We start from the raw sequence: 2,542 nt of genomic DNA, 5'->3' as shown, positions 1-2,542 counted from the left end.
GACCCGAAGGCCGATAGAGGCCGGTAATTCTTCTTCGAAATTCAATCTTGGCCTCATTCGTGTATAGGACACAATCCCCAACGGTAAAACGCAGCGAATCGCCATTTTCAGGAGCGAATGACTTTGTCGTCTCGTGTTCCGTGTGGATCTTCTCAGCCCAGTCGTGATGGCTGCTCATTGGGCATCCTTTGAAGTAACAACGGCATCAAGTCCCAGCGACTCGACAACACACTGCGCAGCATACCGGCCAGCGTTATTCAACTGGCGCTGCCAGGCCTCGTTTGAAGGCGCCCAGCGGAACCCTCTGCCCTTGAGTATGTCTCGCGCAGCGCTGTCGGGCTTGTAGCCAAAAATCAGCATGACCCGATTGAGCGCCACATCCTCACGGTATGTCACGCCAGAGGCCAATACACGCTCAACGTCTACCCCCTGCATGGCATGCTCTATTTCTTTAATACGGCGTTCGATGCGGAAAATCTCAGCCTTGCTGTTGGCGAGCGCGTAAGAGGCAAAACCCATCCCATCACCAAAGTCAGGCCGGAGCAATACGCGGGCGTTCTCTTCCAGCATGCCTGTCGTTTTGACGATGGCTGCAACAGCCGCTGCCTGATCCCCTCTGTGCGCTCGAATGGCCTTATTGGCCGCAACCATGACCGCGTGCGAGTCCTTTGCAATCTTGAGCTTCGCCCGCAGCTTCGTCAGCGCCTCCGGGTCATCTGACGTTATGGCGCGGCCCACCGCGCGCGCTTGATCCAGCAGCTTCCCGGCCTTGTCCTCCAAGGCATAGGCCTTGCCCATGTCAGAGTGAATCTTTGCTCTGAAATTGCGGTCCCGTCCTTCCGAGTGGTGCCCCACCAAAATCGGTTGTCCCAGCGGAATGCTATCGGCTCGGGACTTTGCCGAGGCCAACACACGCCCCGCCTCTGCTTTGACGGAAGCGGATTGCCTCAGCAGGCGGTCACGCCGAATGTCTGCACGGCCACCATAAACAGTTTGGCGGGCTTCAATAATATCGCTCACACGGTTTTCGCTATTCATGGTGTGCCTTTCAGATTGAATTAAATATTAACTTCAAAACATGTTCAATAATTGAATTATATAAGCCACAATATTAACGTCAACCTATTTTGATTGACATAATGTTTTATTTTGTAAATCTCATGCAACGATAATAAAGATAGTTGTAATAAAAAAAACCCGCTGAATAGCGGGTTAAGTCAACACATCAAACTTCAAATATCAAGTAACAAATCTTCAGGGGATAGGACCATCAAAACACCATCGTAAAGCCATCGCACCAAAAATGCGCCAAACGAAATTAGGAGCATTGGCCAGAATTGGGAAAAGGCATTCTCCCATCCGCGCACCACCAGCATAATAACGAATGCAATTGACGCGAGCGAGATAAAAGCCTGCAACACAAGAACCACAGGCACCCGCAGCCAAAGCAGCAAATAAAACAAAATTACCCGCAAAACGGTTGTGAGTGCTTTTAACATGATGGCCCCTATGACATATCCTCATTGTGTCACCAGGGCGCATTTAATGATATAGGGGCAGCGCCCCTATTGCATTTTGTTAAGATTTAATCTTGCGCATTTCTTCAGCCAGAATCCACAATGCACGATTCAATTTAACGCTCTGGTCAATCCCGTTGACTTGGCGCGTTGTTGTTGGGCGCCCTACTTTGGTTCGGCCACGCAATCCGCCTTTCAAGAGATTTTCCTGAACGCGGTTGAAAGTCGTCCACATGTCATCCCGGCGATCTTCAAAACGGCGCGGCATGAGAATGTCGGCCTCAGTGACGGGCGCGGCGCCCTCCCCTTCGTCATACTTCAATGAGAGTGCAGCATGGGCAAATGCCGCCTGCTCGCCCTGGTTCAAGGTGATTCCCTGCATGGCTTCCCGCTGATGGGTAATGGCTTCAAAGCTATCCAGCACCTTAAAAGCGCCTTCGATCACCTCGCCAACCACATCACCGTTATGGCGGACGCGAATATCACTCGAAACCTCACCGCAGACCATCCCATTGTGGCAAACGAAGCGGAACATGCCGGCCAACATTTGATAGCTGCTGGTGCCGTCATGAGAGTTGAGCAGGATGATTTCGTTGGCTTCCTTGCCGGTGATTTGGTTTGCATGGCGCAAACGCAGCATGTGCTTTGTGTGTTCACGCTTGCCCTCGTTGCGCACGCGCGTCTGGCAAGCCATGAAAGGCGCAAAGCCTTCGCGGCGCAGCCCATCAAGAACGTCAATCGTGGGAATATAGGTATAGCGGGCCGAACGGCTTTCGTGGGCTGCATCGGCAAAGATCGAGGGAGCCACGGCGCGAATTTCGTCATTCGTCAATGCGCGGTTAGCAATGGAAACGGTGGAGTTACGGGAAAAACGGCTTGCGAGTTTCATGATTAATACCTTGATAAATGGTTGACTTGACTTACTTGATTATGATGACTTCTTTGTTCACCATGGACTCTATTATAGTCAAACCATTTTAAGCGTCAACCTATTTAGGTTGACATTGTGTATTAGTTTGTAAACC

At 51.1% G+C, this 2,542-nt stretch carries 3 protein-coding genes; all 3 read right to left on the bottom strand.

Annotated elements, in window-relative coordinates; genetic code table 11:
• Positions 1-174: 174 nt before the first annotated feature.
• The 3 genes from DBR23_RS18175 to DBR23_RS18165 all read right to left on the bottom strand — a co-directional run bounded on the left by DBR23_RS18175 (position 175) and on the right by DBR23_RS18165 (position 2,406).
• The gene (locus DBR23_RS18175) at positions 175-1,038 is read right to left on the bottom strand and encodes a DUF3560 domain-containing protein (protein WP_108499153.1); all 864 of its coding nucleotides are present in this window, start codon (positions 1,036-1,038) and stop codon (positions 175-177) included.
• A 194-nt stretch (positions 1,039-1,232) separates the two neighbouring features.
• On the bottom strand, positions 1,233-1,499 hold the full coding sequence (locus DBR23_RS18170) for a hypothetical protein (RefSeq protein WP_108499152.1): 267 nt from the start codon (positions 1,497-1,499) through the stop codon (positions 1,233-1,235).
• A 79-nt stretch (positions 1,500-1,578) separates the two neighbouring features.
• On the bottom strand, positions 1,579-2,406 hold the full coding sequence (locus DBR23_RS18165; protein ID WP_108499151.1) for a DUF932 domain-containing protein: 828 nt from the start codon (positions 2,404-2,406) through the stop codon (positions 1,579-1,581).
• Positions 2,407-2,542: the final 136 nt, after the last annotated feature.

This window comes from Acidovorax sp. HMWF018, assembly GCF_003061035.1.
Lineage (GTDB): Bacteria > Pseudomonadota > Gammaproteobacteria > Burkholderiales > Burkholderiaceae_C > Acidovorax > Acidovorax delafieldii.
The sequence above is the reverse complement of the archived record's forward strand: the minus strand, read 5'-3'. Positions and strand labels throughout refer to the sequence as shown.